The following is an 18356-nucleotide window of genomic DNA, read 5'->3' on the forward strand; positions in this document are numbered from 1 at the left end:
CTTGTCGTACTTCAATATGTATTTATTACCTCTCCATAGTATGGGGGAGATAATAAGTTGCTTTCATCTTGCGAACCTCAACTTAAAATTTGTAAAGTATACGCTGATACTATTTTAAATACTCGGAAAATACGTGAGCTGAACAAAACTCTCAATGCCATGAAAAGCAGGGGCATCTTCCAAGGTGGTAATTACCGCAGAGTAACTTCCAGGAGGTAATTTAAATATTTCAATATTACGCCCCGCCGTATTTATTTTTTTCTTTTTATAATGAATGGCGTGCTCCCAGCCGGTCCCCAGCGTGTTTATTTCTCCATCAAAAAGAACCTGACCGTCTTTAACCAAACGAAGCGAAACTGGAATAATAATCCCATCGTTACCAAGATCTCCGAACAACTTAAATCGCCTTTCCATTTCATCATGATCATCCCCAGTAGCAAACAGCAGGGCAAACTGATAGTCTCTTTCGTTTATAATTTCAAAATCAATCTTGACGGATTGGCCAAGCTTCGTTATATCTATCGGTTTGTATATATCAATGTATATATAGCTGGCCAATAACCAAGCGCCACTTAAAAAAATAATAATATTGCGCCAGTTTTTGAACCTTTCATATATACGTAATACTTTCATTTCATCACTCCAAAATTTGATATTTCCTTTGTTTATACTGATACCATTTTAAATCTTCGGATCGTAATAGGTGAATCCAACAAAACTCTCGATTCCACTAAAAGCGGGAACATCCCCCAGGGTGGTAATAACCGCAGAGTAACGCCCGGGGGGTAACAAAAATGTTTTAATTTCTCGCACCGCCGTATTTACATATTTCTCTTCGTAATAGAAGGCTTGTCCCCCATCGTATCCCCTAGCATTTATTTTCTTGTCAAAAAAAATCTCTCCATCTTTAACGATATGGAGTGAAACAGGGATTATTACTCCATCTTTATCAGTTCTCCCAAACAACTTAAACCTCCTTTCCATTTCATCATAACCCTCCCCAGTTTCAAACAGCAGGACAAACTGATAATTACCTTCCTTGCTGATTTCAAAATCAATTTTTACTGATTGACCAGACTTCGATACATCAATCGGTCTGTATATATCAATGTACTTAGAGCATGCCATTAATAAGGTGCAGCTCATAAAAATAATAATATTTCGCCAATTTTTGAATCTTTCATGTACCCGTAATATTTTCATCACGTCACTCCAAACAAAGTAAAACTGTGAAAAACCATCTTTGACCATTAACAATAAGTTATCTCAAACGCGGAAAACGGTGAGTATAGCGAGCCGGGTTCACAGAGCTGCCCCCACGAGCCGCCGTTCTCTTATCGTTCTCTCAGGCTTTCATCCAGATGCTGCTGCAACGGGCTTAGGAAGTAATCGATCACTCGACGTTGATCGGTTTTTATTTCTGCCGTGATCGACATGCCCGGAGACAGCGCGACTCGCTGACCATTGACCAGCACGTGATCAGACTTCAAGCGAATACGGCTGCTATAGATAAGCCCACGTTTTTCATCCTCGATAGCGTCGTTCGATACGTTGAGCACTTCGCCGTCAACGGTGCCGTACTTAGTGAAAGTGAAGGTTTCCACTTTGACAGTGACCGGTTGACCAACGTGGACGAAACCCACATCCTTGTTTTCCAGCATGGCTTCTACTTCTACCGGTTGGTCTGCGGGGACGATGACCATCAGCGGCTGAGCCGGTGTCACCACTCCACCGACGGTATGGATAGCAAGTTGTTGAACTGTGCCAGCCACCGGGGCTTTGAGGCTGGTCAGGGTTTCATGGTAACGGGCCTTCGCCAGCTCCTGAACCAAGGTTGCTGCTTTTTTGTTGGCTTCCTGTTGCAGGTCGAGCATGGCGCGGCGATTTTGCGCAACAACAGCCTCACGCCGACGTCGCGCTTCGTCCCGAGCGGCGGTGTGCTGCAAGACACTGGCCTGCTGTACGCTTAACTGGCGTTGCAGATCCAATCGCGTCTGCTCTTTTTCCAGATATGCATGCCGCGACACATACTGTTTTGTTAATAACCGTTGGTAATCCTCGGCCAATCGCGTAGCAATCGGTAACGTTTTTTGCAGGCTAGCCACCTGAGACTGGGCAGACTGGATTTCGGCACTGCGTTGGAGGATTTCTGCGTCCACCAACTCTAGATTGCTGCGGTATTCCTGGTATTGTCCTTGAAGCCAGCGCTGAGCACTGAGCACCTGCTCAGGGTTGGCGTTGGCAATCGTCCCTACCAGCGACGCCGGCGACTGTTGCTGATTGATAGCATCAAGCATAGCGGCACTCCGCGCACTGTCGATACGAGCAGCCAGCAGCTCGCTCTGAATCCGGCTGACGTCGGCATTCGCCGCCGTCGGGTCGAGTTCGACCAACAATTCGCCGACTTTCACCGTCTGACCATCATTGACGTGGATCGCTCTGACCACCGCCGTTTCGCTAGATTGAATCAACTTGGTCTTGCCATTGGGAACAACCTTTCCCGGAGCGATAGCCACTACCTCGATTTTGCCGATGTAGGCCCAGAGCAACGCCAATACAGCGAAACCCATAATGCCCCAGGTGAAAATCCTCGGTGCTGGGTGAACAGGTGTTTCCTGCAACTCCAAAGCCGTCGGTAAAAACTGTAATTCATGAGCAAGTCGCGGCGACACGTCCATGCTTTTACGTTGGCGCCAAGACTGACGCCACGCGTGACGATAACGCTGCAATAAGGGAAGGGTGGCGCTCATTCGAAGTTATTTTCCTTGAATCGGAGTATGTTTATCTTGGTCACATCTACCTCTGACTGTGTTATTAACCATTGCTTGTGTTATTAACCATTGATTACGTTATTAGCCGCTTTCATCGTACGTTCGGGAAATGGAAGCCTTTCAGCCCTGCTGCATTCGATACAGCCGTGCATAGTGGCCGTCCTGACGCGCCAGTAACTCGGCGTGGTCTCCCTGTTCAACGATCTGCCCGCGATCCATCACGAGGATACGATGCGCGTCGCGTACAGCGGACAACCGATGAGCGATAATGATGACCGTACGCCCCTTGCAAATGCTTTGCATGTTCTGCTGGACAACCCGTTCAGACTCGTAGTCCAGCGCACTGGTCGCCTCGTCAAAAATCAAAATGCGAGGATTGCCGATCAAGGCTCGGGCAATGGCTACCCGTTGCCGTTGACCACCCGAAAGTGACGCTCCGTGCTCACCCACAATGGTGTCGTAACCTTCGGGCAGTTCAAGGATGAATTCATGGACTCCAGCCATACGGGCGGCATGCATGACCACTTCGAGCGGCGCCCCCGGATCGCTCAAGGCAATGTTTTCACGAATGCTGCGGTTGAATAGCATATTGTCCTGCAACACCACACCAATCTGCCGACGCAGCGAGGACACATCAGCCAATGCCAAGTCCATGCCATCGACCATGACCCGTCCACGCTCAGGAACATAGAGCCGCTGCAACAAGCGGGTCAGGGTGCTTTTACCGGAACCGGAGCGACCCACCACACCAATGATTTCTCCCGCGCCAATGACCAAGTTGACTCCGCGCAGCACCTCAGAACCATCAGCCCGATAACGAAAATGTACCTGTTCGAACGCTACCTGCCCCTTGAGCGGCGGTACTGTACTACGTGTAGCCTGAGACAATTCAGTACGGGAATTAAGGATGTCTCCCAGACGCTGCACTGAGACCCCGGTCTGCTGGAAGCTGGTCCACAGTTGCGCCAGACGCATGATAGGGCCGCTGACACGGCCAGCCAGCATATTGAATGCGATCAGTTCCCCCACTGACAGCTGCCCGTCTATCACGAGGCGGGCGCCGAGCCAGAGTGTGGCGACCGTCACTAACTTGCCAATAAGCGAGACGCTTTCATTGGCGATAGTGGATAAGGTCTGTGTTTTGAAACCTGCGGCAACATAAGCCGCCAGTTGGTTGTCCCACTTGCGGATGGCCTGCGGTTCAACCGCCATTGACTTTAGGGTATCGATGCCATTTACCGTTTCGACAAGGAATGCCTGATTCTCGGCGTTACGTGTAAAGCTATCCTGTAATCGCTTACGCAAGAGAGGTGTAACCAACCCCGAGACGAGTGCATAGAGCGGCAATGATAACACCACAACGAGAGTCAGCCAGCCGCTGTAATAGAACATCACAAGGATGAACACCAGAGAAAAAAGCACGTCGAGCATCAGGGTAATGGCGTTGCCGGTAAGGAAGCTGCGGATGTTTTCCAGTTCGCGTACACGAGCCACAGAATCACCGACTCTCCTGGCTTGGAAGTAAGCCAGCGGCAGATTAATCAAGTGCCGAAAAAGACTCGATCCCAACTGCACATCAATACGGCTGGTCGTATGAGCAAACACGTAGCTACGCAAACCGCTCAAGGCCGACTCGAACAGCATGATGCCCAGCAATCCCGCCGCGACAACATCCAGTGTGGTTAGGCCGTGGTGCACCAGTACTTTGTCCATAACCACCTGAAAGAACAACGGCGTCACCAAGGCAAACAGCTGCAAGGCAAAAGACCCTAGCAAAACTTCCCCCAACAACTTGCGATATTTGACGATAGCCGGGATAAACCAAGTGAAGTCAAAGCGAGAAGTCTCTCCGGACAGACTGTTACTGGAACGCACAAGCACCAGTTGCCCTGTCCAACGCTGCTCAAGCTGCTCGAAGCTGATAACTTCGGGACGCGCCGAACGTGGGTCCTGAATCAGAGCCTGTTCTTTGTCCAGTTTAGCCAAAATAAAAAACTGCCCATCTCGGTCAATGGCAATGGCGGGCAAGGGAGTATGTTCAAGTCTGGCAAGTGTTGTGTGTACAGCCTTGGCTTTCAGCCCTGAATGACGAGCAGCCAGCAGCAGCTCCTTCAGGGTAAGACCTTGGTTGGAAGTGGAAAATTCGTGTGAAAGTTGTTCAGTCGATATAGCAATGTTGTGAAACCTAGCCAACATAGCCAAGCAAATCAGGCCGGTGTCCAGCTCCGGGGAAGAATGGGGTGGCTCAGTACTTATTTCATTATCTTGCATCAGACAACTTAATCCTTAAATCAAAAATCTGGATATTCATCTCACCCCTAGCAAGCTATCCAGACATATCCGCAATCCGTTTAGTAAACAAATCACAATTCATATAATTAGGCGTTTATATCATCAAATAATAATAAATTTCATTTAATATATTCACAAACTGTGATATTAACCACACAATAATATTAAAATTTATTAAATTTATAATTTTTTTGTTTACATTGATAACAAAATACAAACATCAACAATTTGATTCAGTCATTGCAACGACTCTTGAATCGGTGAAATTAAGATATCGATCAGTTATCGCCATCACAATGAAACTAATCGGTATTACCGACTGAACATTACGAGCAATAATCACTCAACTCAAAAAACGAATAAAGGATATTTTAGTTAGAAATTAGCCAAAATTTGGCATATAGGCAGGTTTAAGATACATTTGTCTTGCATAGGTCAATATAATCTATAGATCACTGCGCGAGGGTTTTGCAATCACCCAATCGAGAACTTTTTACAAAAATAAAAGGCATATTTACCGAAGTTAGTACGGCAAATCAGAAAATTCATTAAAACAATTAATGATATACTTGTCAGGCTTAAAAAGCCCAATCCAACAGCTGCGCAAATAGCGATCAAAAAACGTCAGGGAAGATATGACCGCATCATTAATATATAAATTTTTTTGCACAAATTAGTCTATCTGGGCAAGCGCTAATCCACCTGTAAGCTAAGACGCTCTGCTAATCCACTTCGCCTTTGAGTTGGCGTCTGGATTGCCTGACGCAATACCGCTTCATGTGCATAAAGAGTTAGTTTTTCTCTGGCACGGGTTATCGCTGTATAAACCAGTTCACGGCTGACAACCGGCACAAACTGCGTTGGCAATACTAAAGCTGTATGGTCAAATTCTGAGCCCTGCGATTTATGTACGGTCATCACATACGCAGTTTCATGTTGTGGTAAACGACTTGGCTGGATTCCTTTAATCTGTCCATCAGGCAGCTGAAAATAAGCGCGCAGTTCATGATTTTCGTCTCTGAGCATAATACCGATATCACCATTAAACAGGCCCAGTGTGCTGTCATTACGCGATATCATGATGGGGCGGCCTGCATAACCACGGCTGAAAGTCCCGACTGGGCGACGAATAAGCCCCTGACGATGCAATAGCTGTTCTATACGCTCGTTAAGCCCAACGACACCAAATGGCCCTTCTCTAAGTGCACACAACAAACGATAGCGGTTAAATTCATCTAAAATCTCTTTGACAGGTGCCTGCTTTGCCACCAGACACAAGTAAGCGTGATAACCCGATACCGTTTCTGTCAGCAACCGCTGATAATCTTCATCGTCGGACAATGGGTAAAAACAGATATCCTTCAACAGTTGCTGCAAAATAGAGAGAGCTTGCCGACTCTTTCCCTGATTAACAGCCGCAGCCAACTGACCAATTCCAGAATCTACATTAAAGCGGTAACTTTTGCGTAAAAGACATAAATGTTCACGAACCTCTGGAATATTTTGCTGATCACCCGCAACTAACCGACATCCTGTCAATCTGCTTAGTTGTTGTGCCCTCGTTATGCTGTATCCCAGTTCAGCAAAACGGCAAATATCACCCAACACCGCGCCTGCTTCCACTGATGCCAATTGATCTCGGTCACCCAGCAGAACAATTTTCGCTTTCGGTGGCAATGCATCAATCAACCTAGCCATCATGGGTAAATCCACCATTGAAGCTTCATCCACCACCAGCACATCCAGATTCAATGGGTTATCCCGGTCATAGCGCAATCGCTGGCTATCAGGTTGAGCTCCCAACAACCGATGAATCGTCTGCGCCTGATCTGGCATATATGCAAACTGTTTCTCCGTCAGAGGCAATTTTCTGACCGCACTATTAAGAGATTCGGTCAATCTGGCAGCTGCCTTTCCAGTCGGCGCTGCCAGTTGGATAACCTGCTTTTTATCAGGATTAAGTTTGATTAAGGCAGCCAATAACTTAGCAACTGTCGTTGTTTTTCCGGTTCCCGGTCCGCCAGAAATAACCGAAATTCTGCTAGTCACCGCGACAGCCGCAGCCACCTTTTGCCAATCCACCGTTTCCTCAGGCAATATGAATAATTCATCTAAAACAGTTCTCAGTTGCTGTTCCTGAATATTATCGGTTGGTTGGTTGCCGGAAAAGAAAGCCGCCACCTGACATTCACTTTGCCACATTCTCTGCAAATAAAGCCGGTCATGGGAAAGCACCACAGGCGTTGGTTGAAATCCATCACTAACAGCAGCACAATTTTCCAGTGCTATCAGCAAACTCTGCTCATCAGGTTTTCCCGCAGCTCGCCATAATTGCTCTGCAAATTCACGATGTCGCCCATCAAAAAAATATTCTGGCGTTATCCGATTAACCAGCAGGCAAACATGCCCGGTACCAGTTTCGGCGCTCAACAACGCCATCACCAACAACAAAACAGGATCTTTATCCTCAATCAATGCATGAGCAAACTGTAAGTCCAATGAACGCAAAAGTCTGAGGTTTACTGCCTGTTGTAATAACGAAATCATCAATTTTTCTCTTTTTCAGACTGTTCATTACCACTGAAAAGCAGATCCAAAGCATCAACAAATTCAGCCGATAGCCGACAATTGAAAATACCATTCCCCGGCTGTTGCTTATCTATCCCCCTCAGAAACAGATAAATCACGCCGCCGAAATGTTGTTGATAATCATAATTAGCCAGCCTGTGACGTAAGTAACGATGCAATGCCAGTGTATAAAGCTGATATTGCAGGTCATAACGATGCTCAATCATGGCAATTTCCATTGCTTGACGGGTATAAGCCTGACTCTCCTCTCCCAACCAGTTTGATTTGTAATCAAGCACGTAGAATTTGCCTTGCCAACAGAAAACCAAATCAATAAACCCTTTCAGCATCCCTTTCACCTGTTGAAATTCCAGTTGGGGACAACGAGCAGAAATCGGATCATAACGACGCATCAGTGTATCCAACGTCTGAGATCGCAAAAGTTGCTCAACCGGCAAATAAAACTGCATTTCATCCTGTTGATGATGCAGCGGAATTTTTGCCAACTGCACTCCTTCATCATTCAATGGAATGGTAAAAATATCGGCCATCCATTGCTGTAATGTCCCACTCCAGCGTTCATCAAATCCGGCTGATTGCAATTGTTCTACCAACCATTTCTCATCAGGTAATTGGCTGAAATTAAGTTCTTCTAAAATAGCGTGTAAAAAAGTCCCCGCGGAAGCTCCCCGAGGGAATGTGTGGGGTGTCATTTCAGGTTGCTCTGCTAACTGCTTTTCACCACTAGCATCAACATCAAGCTTTGGCGCAATCGACTGGACAATTACGTCAATAGATTCTTCTCCAGCAAAATAAGCGGAAGCATTGCCACGATGAACCATAGAGTTTCGTAAACCAGAATAACTGGTAATACGCCACTCATCCTGAACTCTGCGTTTAAATTGCCTGGCCGACAGGACTAAATCATTTTTACTTTGCAATTGCCAAGGATGACCATCAGTATCATTAATTGATGATACAACGATGCCATCCCCACTTAATTCTTTAAGCGATGTTGCCAGAAAATCAGCATCCCCTTTTACTCCCTTTTGCAACAGGTAGCCTAGAGCACACTGATGCAGATCAGTATCGCCGATCTTTTTCTTATTGCCTTTTATCAGCGGAGCCACGCCGACACTGCAATGGTAAACAGAACGCGTCAATGCGACATAGAGTAAACGTAAATCCTCTGCCAATCGCTCTTGTTCCGCCAGCTCAATCGTCTCGTCGTCAGGAAAGATATCGAGGCAAGCATTAAAGCTTGTACGATCATGATATATCGCCCGCTTCTGCTCCCTGAAATTACAGACAAATGGCAGCCATACTAGCGGATATTCCAGACCTTTAGATTTATGGATAGTACAAATTTGTACCAAATGACGATCGCTTTCCAGCCGCATCTGCTGATTTTCAGATTGTGGATCAGGATGAGAGATTTGCTGAGCCAACCAGCGGGTGACTACATGTTCACTATCAAGTTGTAAAGATATCTCCTGCAACAACTCACCAATATGCATCACATCTGTCAAACGCCGTTCACCGTCATAACTGGCAAGCAGGTTCTCAGCAATATGATGGTTGGCGATTACCGCTCGTAACATAGGTAACACGCCACGGCGTTGCCACAGACGAAAGTAGCCATCAAACTCATCAACTAACTGGTCCCACACCTTCTCATCATGATTTAGTTTGTCTATCTGTCGAGCGGTCAAACCAAACAAACCACTGGCAAGCGCACTTCTCAAAACCCGCTCTTTCTCTGGTGATAACACCGCTTGTAATAACCAGAGAATATCCTTGGCTTCCGCGGTAGCAAATACACTTTCTCGGTTAGAAAGAAATACAGAAGGAATAGATAACAGGTTAAGTGCATTACGGATCAGTGTAGCTTCCTTTCTGCTACGCACCAAAACCGTAATATCAGCAGCCGTCACAGGTCGAGAACCTTCACTTTTATGTAATAAAGCCCGCCCTTCACTACCTGCCTGCAACCAATCACGAATTTGCGCAGCACAGAGCCGTGACATCGTTTGCTCATAATCTCCAGTAGAAACACCTTCTCCTGGTTGTAACCAGAAATTTAATGCAGCCTGTCCTTCGCCGTCATAACGAAAAGAAAGTGCTCGATTTTTCTCTGCCGCGGAAACCTCAATAAAAGGGATCTGCTCAAACAAAAATGGGTTTTCCGAACGCATAAATAGCTTATTTACTGCCTGTACCATTGAATAGGCTGAGCGCCAGTTTGTTTCCAGAGTATAGTGAGCACTTACCTGAGAACGGGCACGAATATAAGTGAAAATATCTGCGCCACGAAATGCATAAATAGCTTGTTTAGGATCGCCGATAAACAGCAACCCATTTTCAGACTGACTGCCATAGATGGTATGAAAAATCCGGTATTGCTGTGGGTCGGTATCCTGAAATTCGTCGATCAACGCAATCGGATAGCGCCGACGGATAGTCTCAGCAAGCAAATCGCTGCCAGGGCCTTTCAGAGCATCATCAAGACGGGTAAGTAAATCATCAAACCCCATCTGACCACGTGTTAATTTTTCCTGACGGATTGACTGGCGAATCTCAGTAATAGCTCTGGAGATAATCAAATCACGTAAAGTGAGTGGTTGCTGGTATAAATCATCTATCGCCACAAAAAGTGAATGTTCAGGCACCTCACCTTTTTTTGTCTTTTCTGCCAATACCGACTGTCGGAATTTCTCCAATGCTTTTGGCAACAGATAATCCTCTGTAGGCGCTTGAGCCCAATCCGAGACACTATTCAACCAATTTGGTAAGTGCTTACTACTGTAACTTCTTTTATCAACACCAGAGCCCGCAATTAAATCGTGCAATTCTCCAGCAACTTCATTCCATTGGTATTTAACATCGCTGATCAACTGGATAATTTTTTCATGGCGACTTAACAACGTTTCATCACTGTCCGGCGCATTAACAATATATGGCATATCCCCTTGTAAATAAGGATGTAATTCAGCCATCAGAGCTTCAGGCCCACTCCACTCCTGACTGATTACCTGTGCCATTGATAACGGCAATGGATAACAATGGCGCCGCCAGAAATCGGCACACCCCTGCCGTTCTAATGGCTGTTGATCCTGAATTAATGTCTGTTCAAACAAGATCCCAGATTCAAAAGCATTATGTGCCAACATTCTCTGACAAAAACCATGAATAGTATAAATCGCCGCTTCATCCATTTGCCGCTCTGCAGCCAGTAACCAGATAGCCGCCCTCCCTTTATCTGGGATTTCATCCAATAGCTGTTGATAGGCTGGTTCTGCATCTTCCACTTCGTTTCGAATACAAGCGAGGCGAAGTTTATGAATATTTTCACGGATACGCCCACGTAACTCATTTGTTGCTGCCTCAGTAAAAGTAACCACCAGAATCTCTTCCACACTCAAAGGTCGTGAAAAAGCAGCATCTTTTCCCAGTCCAAGTAAAAGACGCAAATATAAGATACCGATAGTGTAAGTTTTACCCGTCCCGGCCGATGCCTCGATCAGCCGCTGACCATTCAGCGGCAGAGTTAATACATTAAGCCTGTGAACAGATATCTCTGTGATCACTGCTCTCTTACCTCAACAGGTAACCGTTTCTGAAATTCAGTCACATTCTGATAGATTTTCCAACCTTTCAATTTCGCATATCCATCCAAGTTTCCTGATTTACCAATCACTTGTGAAATTAATGACAGCCCCCGATGTTCGATTACCGCATTCCGATAGAAATTAATCAGTTGCTGTTGTGTAGTTTTCTTTAGAATCTCAAGCATTTTATCTCTGCTATCAAAATTAAAGTTATTGCGGCTGAAATCACCAGAGAAGCGGGCAACTTCGGCATAGAAAGTTTGTGGCGGTTGCTGCTTTTCATTAATCAGCGCACTCTTGTACTGTTCAAAATCAGCTTGAGACATTGCTTTCAATTTATTACCGGCGTTCTGATAGAAATCTTGATAACGCTGATTCAAATATTTTGGTTGCCTACTATTACTTTGTAACAGGAACCCCAACCCCCACTGTTCCCCCACACTGGTATTGAAAGCAAACACCGCATACCCCAGTTGCTCTGTTGTTCTTAATTGATCATAGAACCACGGTTGGAGCATATTGCTCAACAAACTGGAATAAACATAACTTTCTATACGGTTATAACCTGTCGGAATATAAACCTCTGCCAAAGCACCATCTGTGCTACTGCCAACGCGCTGGAAATTGACCGGGTAATTTTTATCAATCACCACCTTATCCCCAATCCACCAGTCATTTCCTTGATTTGCTAGTTGGTTATGAGCAGATTCGGCAATCACTTTGCTCTGTTGTTCGGTCAAGTTTCCAATGATCATCATCTGCAAAGCAGCATTTTTTATCATTTCATGACGATACGTAACAATATCCTGAATAGTGATAGTTTCCAGCACCTTCAGACGAGTAGACTGTTCCGTATATGGCACCACAGAAAGGCGCTTCAACGGCTGCATAGTCATTTCATAAGCTTTAGCGTTATTGGAAACTTCTATCTGTTCACGATACCAAGACTTAGCTTGCTCCAGTTGACTCTCAGTTGGCGTAAATGCTATGTAATTACTGATTAAAGAGGTTAAAAGTTCCGGCAAATTTTGAGTGTAACCACTTACTCCTAGTTGCACTCCCTGTGATGAACTCGTAAAAATATTCATTCCAGCAACAGAAGCCTGATAACTAAGCTGGTCAAGGGAAAGCCCTGCCAAATAATCAAGTAAAGAGGAAGTGACCTGCTCACGGGCGCTATCCAAACTTTTTGCGTTACGTAAATCTAACGTAATGCTAGCCTTAGGCTCATCAGCAAAATATTGGCTCGGCATGTAGAACAGGCGAACGCTTTGTTGTTCAAGAATCATCTCTGGATGTTTTTGACTCTTGTCTGCTTTTATCAGCTTCAAATCATCAGCAATATAAGGATTTGGTGCTGGCAGAGAAAAGCTCATCTGTGCCTCTAATTGCTGCCATTTAACTCGCTGCTGAGATGTAATTCGATCAACCTGATAAGGTGCCTGAACAAAATAAGCCTGTTTATTATGCGGCTCTTTTGGGCTGATATACCAGATACGCGCATTTTCAGAAGTCAATTCATCAAGTCGGTTGGCGATTGCTTCCGGGTCATAGTCATCAGCCAAATAACCGGCATTAAGTACATTGGAAACAGGAACCCGCAACATAGTATCCGATAACCATTCGATATAATGCATATCACGAACAATGGAGCCATATCGGAAAGACAGATTCAAAACCTTTGCGATCTCATCAAAATAACTTTTCTGGATGCCTTTTTGTTTTAATAAATTAATATAAGCAAAAATAGCCGCAACAACCTGATCCCGTTGCGCAAGCCCTTTGTCTGTCAACGTCACATAAATAAAAAAGATACCTTTGTTACGATCAACCATAGGTTCCGCACCAGCACTGATACTTTCTGCTAACCCTTGAGTTTGCAGCCAGTCTGACAATGTATTCAGGCTACGGTTGCCTATCACATAACCAAGATATTCATCAGTTTTACTGCGGAAATCAGCACTGTTATTGTCAATGCTGAACTCCAGTTGCAATGCCTTTTGCGGTTGAGCAGGAACATAATGGATGATAATGCCTTTCTCTTTTTCCGTGACTGCCGGAACAGTAATCAGCGGCACACTCGCTTTTCTGTCAGGTATCCGACCAAAAGTATCAACAGCAATTTGAGTCAGTTTATCGATAGGCTGGTTACCGTAAATGACACCTTTCATCAGATTGGCTGAATAATAACGCTGATAGAAATCCACCAGTTCTGTCTGTAATTGACTCCCTGGTTTATCTTTCAATGTTTCTAGATTACCACCAGAAAAACGGGCATTGGGATGCTTAGGATTCAGCGTTTCTGCTCGTATTTGAGCAACCCGCATCCCATCACGCGAACGCGCCATTGTCAGCTCTGCATTAACCGCGTTTCGCTCCCGATCTGCATTCACTGGGTCAAGTAACGGCTCAGCCAGTGCATCAGCCAGACGATCTGTGGCTTGAGCTAACGCTTCATTTTCTACTTCAAGATAAAAAGCCGTGCGGTAAGAAGCCGTGCTGGCATTATAGCTACCACCATGTTTTTGCAAAAATTCAGATAAATCACCTGATTGTGGATAATGTTCAGATCCCATCAGAACCATATGTTCCAGATAATGTGCAAGCCCGAGCTGGCTGTCAGGGTTTTCCATACTACCAACCGGAATTGCTACCGCTGCCAGAGATTTGGTTGCCTTCTCATCAGATACCAGCAAGACCGTCATATTGTTTGCCAATCTGATTCCCTGATACTGACGATGATCATTTTCGCTTTTATAAATTGTCTCTTGCAGTAGCTGCCACTGTAGTTGTGGTGATTGTGGTGTTTGCGCATAACTCTCCGTTCCCCAAAAAAGCAGGAACATCACAGTTATCATGCGAACAAAATGTTTATGCATTATTTGATATTCTCCCTATGTATTCTGATATCGCGCTATCGGTAACAAATAACTGAGCGCTTCCTGTTTAAGTTTTGCCAAAAATGATTTATCCACTTGCCTGAAAGCCCTCTGAATATAAGGATCATCCCCTTCGCCTCTGCGTCCTTGATCTCCAAGCCATGCTTTCAATAACTGGCTTTCAGCTTTTGATTGAATTTCATCACTATCATCAATCTCACCAGTCTCTTTATTCATACATGCTGAAAGCCACGCCCAACCACTTTTACAAAACAGCGGTAAAGGCTCGGATATTCCTCGCTGATAGCCTTCAATCAATTGATTCAGATAATCTTTAGCTTGCTCTGAAGGTACAGGAGCAAAACGCCATTCGTTGCCATCACGCCCATAGCTGCGACTTTCACCCTCACCACCTGTCAGACAATAAGCCAGATGCTCAATCCACAATTGCATACCATCATTGGCTGTCAAACTGGCAGGCCGCCAACGTAGCAAACCATCCGGTTGTACCTTATTAATACGCCCCGTCAGAATCACCTGGCCTAAATCATGATGTAAATCGACAGATAAAGTTTCCATTTGTTGTTCACGAATTTTATCCGCCAAAGGCTGCATCTCTTTTTGCTGTCTTAACCAATAAACCTCACCAAAAGCACCAAAAGGTAATCCTCCAGCAGCACGCAGCCGATCGAAAAGTGGTTCAGGCGATTGCTGTTCAATTAACGCACTCAACAATAGCTGATTAAACTGATAACGTTGAAGATTATCTAAAACGAAAGGTTCTTCCTCTGGTAATTCCGTTTCTTCAATAACGAAATTTACTTTCAAGCAACGTTGGAAAAAAAACCGAACGGGATGGCGGTAAAAACTGCTCAAATTATCAAGTGTAATTTCTTGAATTTGCACCATTTCAATAGATTGGCAAAATTCAGCGTATGCTGCACCTTGCTCAGTTGCCGCTGGTAACCACTCCCCGGCATAGCTTTGCTGATAACTGCCCGGTATAAAATTTTCCGGTGCAAATGGAACGCGGGCATGAAGATACAACAGATGTTTTCTAACATGGGTAGCACTTTCATCAACATTCAGTTTTTCATTTCCCGGTAAACAAAAACTTTGGCAAACATAATCCAGTAATTCATTCACCAACACGGAAGGATTACATTCCGTATCATCACGAATAGACTTACCAATATAGCTGATATAGAGAAACCGTTCGGCAGATATCAAGGCTTCGAGGAATAGATAACGGTCATCATCCCGCCGTTTTCTGTCTCCCCTCTGACCTTTTTCCGCCATCAGATCAAATCCAAGCGGTGGAATTGAACGGGGGTAGATACCATCATTCATTCCCAATAAACAGACAACCTTAAAGGGAATAGAACGCATCGGCATTAGAGTACAAAAATTGACAGATCCGGCGAGAAAACGCTGACTGATTTTTTCATTATCAAACTGAAGTGCCAATTCATCTCGCAATAAAACTAATGGCACACTTTCCTGATAACGGGCATTCAAGCCATTGACTATGACTTTTTGCCATTGCTGTTCTATCATTGCCAGTACTAATTCAGTCTCATTATCTGATACAAAAAATGTTTCCAGCAACTGCTGGCAGACAGGTAACCAACCTGTTAATGCTCGGCTCTCAGCAAGAATTTTGCGCCAATAGCTTAATTGCATTAAAAATTCAGCCAATTGGCCGGCAAGCTCCGCAGCTAAACCACTGGATTCATCATAAGGCAATACCTCTTTCCAAGGGCCCGACCGGCTATCCATTGCATAACCCAATAACATTCGGGTCAGTCCAAAACGCCATGTATGCTGGCCTGTCACCGGTAAAGATAGCTCTTCGACATTATCGTCATCCAGCCCCCAACGAACGCCTGATTCTTCAACCCAACGTCTTAATAAACGCAAACCATCTTCATGTACGTCAAATTTATTCGCCAGCGCGGGTACTTCCAACAATGCTAAAACCTGTTCTGTTGTAAAACGGCTTTGAGGTAAATCAAGCAGTGTAATAAATGCCTGTAAAATCGAATGTGCCTGACGGGCTTTACGATCAGAAATAGCAAATGGAATATAGCGTTCAACAGAGACATTACCAAATACTGCCTGAACATAGGGAGTATAACTGTCAATATCTGCGACCATCACAATAATATCCCTTGGCGTCAGCGATGGATTATCTTCCAATAATCTCAATAGCTGATCCTGTAAAACTTCCACTTCACGTTGAGGGCTATGGCAAACATGGAAAGATAAAGAACGATCCAACGGATCAAGTACTCTTTTTTTCAAACTGTTTTCAAATGTTTCTTTTGTTGAACCAATTTGGGCATGATCTTCCAGATAGAGAATATCCCTTTGCAATTGATGTAATAGATTATCCTGTTCTAATTCAACAAAAGCGTGAATATCCGAACTCTGCTCAAGCTGCGACAATAAATAGAGATTATCACGGCCCAACCGTCCCCACGATGCCAACAAGGGATTACTTACATCTTGTTCACCGTCATCGTTAAACAATGATTGAGCATTACCAGGATCTTTAAAATATTCCAGCTCCTGTTCGCTCTTATAATGACGTGGTTTACGGCTACTCAGTTTTGCCAAAAAAGCATAATTCTGAATATCTCCCCAATAATATTTACATGGATTAGTAAACATCAGGTGAATATCAATGTGCCGTGCCAATGCCTGTAAAGCTTGTAAATAGACCGGTGGTAAGGCAGAAATACCACAGATAAATACCCGCTTCGGTAAACAAGCTGAAAAGTCAGTACTATTTTCCAGTTCAGTATTATTTTCCAGCATCGAAATAAAACGCTGATACAAATTAGCACGATGCCATTGGGGTTGTTGTAACTGGTGAGTATATTTCGTCAGTTCCAGCCATAATCTTTTCTGCCACAACTGATTATCACTCAAGCCATCAATAAGCTGACCTTGCTGCCAACTTTCCAACCATTGCGGACGATAAACGAGATATTGGTCAAACAGATCAGCAACCCGTCCAGCTAATTGATGAATCTTCCGTTTATCAAAATCTTGATCAAGGTAGTGCCTGAGTGCGACAAACTCCGCTTCCGGCAGCAATTGAGGCAATAACGCCATCAATTTCCATGTCATAGCATCTTTACTAAAAGCACTCTCTTTAGGAATATCAGGCAATACTTTGGTAAACATATCCCAAATAAACGTAGCGGGAAGCGGAAATGAAATATTAGCTGATATGCCTATTCTTTCGGCCAGTTGGATTTGCATCCACTGTGACATACCTGGGCTTTGTACCAAAATGACTTCCTGCGCAAATGGATCAGTCAGTGGGTTACCCCCGATCAATATTGCTATCAATTCCTTAAGAAGATCTAATTGGTTAGAATGATAAACCTTAAACATCAGAACTCCCATTTGAACAAATCAATCGGCTTGCTTTACTTTGCTGATTATAAGGCGTTGTCACTATAACTGTAAGCTGATAGCAGCCAGACAACGGATAGGCTGTCTGAAATTCAGCATGCCATCCCGGTGGCAATGTTATTTCTGGTAAAACATTTTGACCTGCAATTAATTCATATTGTTCCAGATATCCATAAGATAATTTATCCGCCTTTGATTGCTGCCAATGTTGCTGAAACCCAAATAATAACGCCTGATGATAACGCATTAATCCCAATAAAGAGACCGAAAAGACCATAACAGCAATCATCACTTCGGGCAAACTCATGCCTGCTTGATGCTCATAAAAAAGCTCTGACTTCATGAACAAAATCCCACATCTACCTCAGGACAAAAATCCAGCCAACCACTCTCTACCGGAATAAGGGAATCACTTCCACCAGATGAGTGTAATTTCATCCATTGATATAATCCAACAGATTGCCCGGATGCCACATCAGCCATACCTTTCAGTAGAAAAAAATGACTCGATTGCCTTTTTAAACAACTGGTCAAATGAAATTCTTGTTGTTGCTGGCAATACCACTCTTCTGTTTTATTACTATCAAGTGACCATGACTGAGCAATTCCCCATGCCAATGAAGATTCTGCTTGCTGAAAAGCTTTTAGATATCTGCGTTCATCGACCATCATGATTAAAGCGTTATCCAGATGATGATGCAAAGCCTTTAACATCATCAGGCTAACGGCCAGTAATATCAGCACTGAAATGAGCAATACATTACCTTGCTGATATTGAAAACAGACATGTGGAGAATGCTCAGCCACGGTAC

At 44.4% G+C, this 18356-nt stretch carries 10 protein-coding genes; all 10 read right to left on the reverse strand.

The window, feature by feature from the left end:
* Window positions 1-114: 114 nt before the first annotated feature.
* Window positions 115-633, reverse strand: a complete 519-nt coding sequence (locus tag ACGF5R_RS01440) for a DUF5625 family protein (RefSeq protein WP_112876485.1) — start codon at window positions 631-633, stop codon at window positions 115-117.
* 48 nt (window positions 634-681) lie between these two features.
* Entirely contained in the window at window positions 682-1203 is a 522-nt protein-coding gene (locus ACGF5R_RS01445) for a DUF5625 family protein (RefSeq protein ID WP_112876484.1), read from the reverse strand.
* 131 nt (window positions 1204-1334) lie between these two features.
* Entirely contained in the window at window positions 1335-2750 is a 1416-nt protein-coding gene (locus ACGF5R_RS01450; RefSeq protein WP_387689375.1) for an HlyD family type I secretion periplasmic adaptor subunit, read from the reverse strand.
* Window positions 2751-2891: 141 nt separating this feature from the next.
* Window positions 2892-5042, reverse strand: a complete 2151-nt coding sequence (locus tag ACGF5R_RS01455; RefSeq protein WP_387689378.1) for a type I secretion system permease/ATPase — start codon at window positions 5040-5042, stop codon at window positions 2892-2894.
* Window positions 5043-5756: 714 nt separating this feature from the next.
* Window positions 5757-7610 (reverse strand): exodeoxyribonuclease V subunit alpha, encoded by a 1854-nt coding sequence (gene recD / locus ACGF5R_RS01460; protein WP_387689381.1) that lies wholly within the window; start codon window positions 7608-7610, stop codon window positions 5757-5759.
* Window positions 7610-11215, reverse strand: coding sequence for an exodeoxyribonuclease V subunit beta (gene recB, locus ACGF5R_RS01465; RefSeq protein WP_387689537.1), 3606 nt, complete (start codon window positions 11213-11215; stop codon window positions 7610-7612). The genes recD and recB overlap by 1 nt, the downstream gene beginning before the upstream one ends.
* Window positions 11215-14118, reverse strand: coding sequence for a pitrilysin (gene ptrA, locus ACGF5R_RS01470; protein WP_387689383.1), 2904 nt, complete (start codon window positions 14116-14118; stop codon window positions 11215-11217). The genes recB and ptrA overlap by 1 nt, the downstream gene beginning before the upstream one ends.
* A 15-nt stretch (window positions 14119-14133) precedes the next feature.
* Window positions 14134-17523, reverse strand: a complete 3390-nt coding sequence (recC, locus tag ACGF5R_RS01475; RefSeq protein ID WP_262981493.1) for an exodeoxyribonuclease V subunit gamma — start codon at window positions 17521-17523, stop codon at window positions 14134-14136.
* Entirely contained in the window at window positions 17516-17887 is a 372-nt protein-coding gene (locus ACGF5R_RS01480; protein WP_112876477.1) for a prepilin-type N-terminal cleavage/methylation domain-containing protein, read from the reverse strand. Before ACGF5R_RS01480 ends, recC begins: the two co-directional genes overlap by 8 nt.
* Window positions 17884-18351, reverse strand: a complete 468-nt coding sequence (locus tag ACGF5R_RS01485) for a YgdB family protein (protein ID WP_112876476.1) — start codon at window positions 18349-18351, stop codon at window positions 17884-17886. The genes ACGF5R_RS01480 and ACGF5R_RS01485 overlap by 4 nt, the downstream gene beginning before the upstream one ends.
* Window positions 18352-18356: the final 5 nt, after the last annotated feature.

Source organism: Photorhabdus sp. RM71S, assembly GCF_042879355.1.
Lineage (GTDB): Bacteria > Pseudomonadota > Gammaproteobacteria > Enterobacterales > Enterobacteriaceae > Photorhabdus > Photorhabdus kayaii.